The organism is Candidatus Protofrankia californiensis (assembly GCF_900634765.1).
In the GTDB taxonomy this organism is placed as follows: domain Bacteria; phylum Actinomycetota; class Actinomycetes; order Frankiales; family Frankiaceae; genus Protofrankia; species Protofrankia californiensis.
Window position 1 is genome coordinate 8,056 of the sequence record NZ_CAAAFT010000121.1, and the last position, 2,365, is coordinate 10,420.

General features: G+C 67.8%; 2 protein-coding genes. Both read left to right on the top strand.

The genetic code is table 11. The features are described 5' to 3' along the window. Positions 1-179: 179 nt before the first annotated feature. Positions 180-884, top strand: a complete 705-nt coding sequence (locus tag DD1DGNOD_RS07225; RefSeq protein WP_165034815.1) for an LmeA family phospholipid-binding protein — start codon at positions 180-182, stop codon at positions 882-884. Positions 885-1,429: 545 nt separating this feature from the next. After that, on the top strand, positions 1,430-2,365 hold a 936-nt coding region (locus DD1DGNOD_RS28935; protein WP_241255524.1), incomplete at its 3' end, for an FHA domain-containing protein.

The following is a 2,365-nucleotide window of genomic DNA, read 5'->3' on the forward strand; positions in this document are numbered from 1 at the left end:
TATCGCCGAGCGGACCGGTACCGCCGAGCGGACCGGTACCGCCGGGTTCACCGATACCACCGACCAGTTCGTTCCTCCCGCCTGGAGGTCCGCCGCCCGGGGGCCAGCCGCCCGTCGCGCCCACCGGTGTGATGCAGGCTCCAGTACCCCGCCGGCGCCGGCGAAAGTGGCCGATCATCATGTTGGTCGTGCTGATCGTCCTGCTGGCCGTGGCCGACCGCGCGGCGGTGCCGATCGCTGAAAGCCAGATGAAGGCGAAGGCGGCCGCGTCCGTGGCGCAGACCAGCACCGACCCCACGGTCAGACCGGCCAAGGTCACCGACGTCTCGATCGGTGGCATACCTTTCCTCACCCAGGTCATCTTCGGCAAATACGACGACCTGAGAGTGACGGTCACCGACATTCCCACTCCCGGGCCGCGGATCTCCGAGGTGAAGGCCAGGCTCCAGGGCGTCCATGTGCCGTTCTGGAACGCGATTCGCGATCAGGTCAAGGAAGTGCCGGTCGACAAGGTGACCGCGGACGTGCAGATCACCTACGACGATCTCAACGCCTATCTGGTAAAGCAGAACGTGAAAGTCACACCGGTCGGCGACGGTCGAGAGGTACGCATATCCGGCAAGTTCGATGCCGGGCTCCTCGGTATCCAGGAGCTGTCCGGAGTGACCCGTTTCGGGGTCCAGAACAACACGCTGACCCTGATTCCCACCGAGATCCTCGGTTTCCGGCTGCCGGGCATCGAGATCCCGGGGATCCCGCTGCCGATCAGCGGGCTGCCGTTCAACCTGCAGATCGAGAAGGCCACGACCGGTAAGAACGGTATCGCGGTCACCGCTTCGGCAACGGACGTGGTCCTGCCCGCGGAACCGCCGGCATCGTCGTAACGGGCCCCGCGCAACCCCCGGCGTCGCGTCGCGTAACGGGCCGGGGGAGCGACCGGGGCAGGCCCAGCTGAGCGGGGCAGGCTCGTCCGGGCCGACCCCGTCCGGCCCGGTGGCGACCCGGGCGGCATCGCTGTGCCCGGGCCGTCCGCCGTGCGACGGACCATGGGTTCCGGCCAGGGTTGCTTGCACAGTGTGGTCGCGGCGTCGAATCGGCGACAGTTGGCGGACCGCGATGCGGCCCACGCGTCATCCTCGGCCGGTGCTGGATATTGTCACACCGGCAGTCGGCCGTCTACGGACATGACTGGCCACGCGCAGTCTGCTCCTCTGCGTCCAGTCCGTGGTGATTGGCACACCCACCGTCGATCAAGGTAGGTGGGCGGCGCTACGATCCCGACGACCAGCAAGATCGGAAGATCCATGTCGAAGTCAGTCCGGCGGGGCATCCGGCCTGTGTCCCGTCCTAGAGGGCCAAAGGCAGCGCGATCATGGTTTTCTCGCGCTGTCGGAGGTCAAAGTCCCTGGGTCGCCGAAGGGGGAAACACGTGCAGACGACCCTGAGAGTCGTCAGCGGCGCCAACGCGGCCACCGTGCCTGCCGGTCAGCCGTTCGTTGTCGGGCGCGCGCGCACGGCCGATTTCGTGATGCCGGACAGCCGGGTGTCACGTCGGCATTTGTTGATCGAGCCGGTAGGCGCGGGCTGGGCCGTCCGGGACATCAGCTCGAACGGAACCTGGCACGACGGCCAGCGGGTACAGAGTGTCGACGTCAACGGCGAGGTCCGCTTCCGGCTCGGTACGCCGACCGGGCCGGAGGTCGTCGTCCTCCTCGAGGTTCCCGCCAGCTACACCAACTCCCCGCGCTACTCTGACCCGCACTTCGAGATGCCGACGATGCTGCGCGACTCCACCGGCTACGAGCCCGGTCCGCAGCTGCCCCGGCAGCAGCCGGGGAGCCGGGACGATTCGGGCGGCCCCGATCTTGAGCGTGAGCACGAGCGTCAGACCGCCTACCGACTGCGTCCGGGCACGATGTCCATCGGCCGTTCCCGTGACAACGACATCGTCGTGGGAGACCTGTTGGCCTCGCGGCGGCACGCCGAGCTCTACGTGAGCCCCGGCGGGGAGGTGGAGATCGCAGACCTCGAGTCGGCCAACGGGACGTTCGTCAACGGCAAGCGCATCGTCCGTGAGCCGGTACCGCAGGGCGCGGTCATCGCTGTCGGTCACCATGTTTTCCAGTTCGTCGGTGACGAACTGGTCGAGTACATCGACTCCGGGGACGTCAGCTTCGAAGCCGACGGCCTGAACGTGTGGGCCGGTCAGAAACAGCTCATGCACGACATGACCTTCCGGCTGCCCGGGCGGGCGCTGCTGGCGGTGGTCGGGCCCAGTGGCGCGGGCAAGTCCACCCTGCTCAACGCCCTCACCGGTTTCCGCCCGGCCGACAAGGGTGCGGTGCGTTACGCCGGGCGGGACATG

Bases quoted from the DNA above. Each gene is read 5' to 3' on its own strand.
- DD1DGNOD_RS07225 (WP_165034815.1), top strand. From the start codon at position 180: ATGTTGGTCGTGCTGATCGTCCTGCTGGCCGTGGCCGACCGCGCGGCG.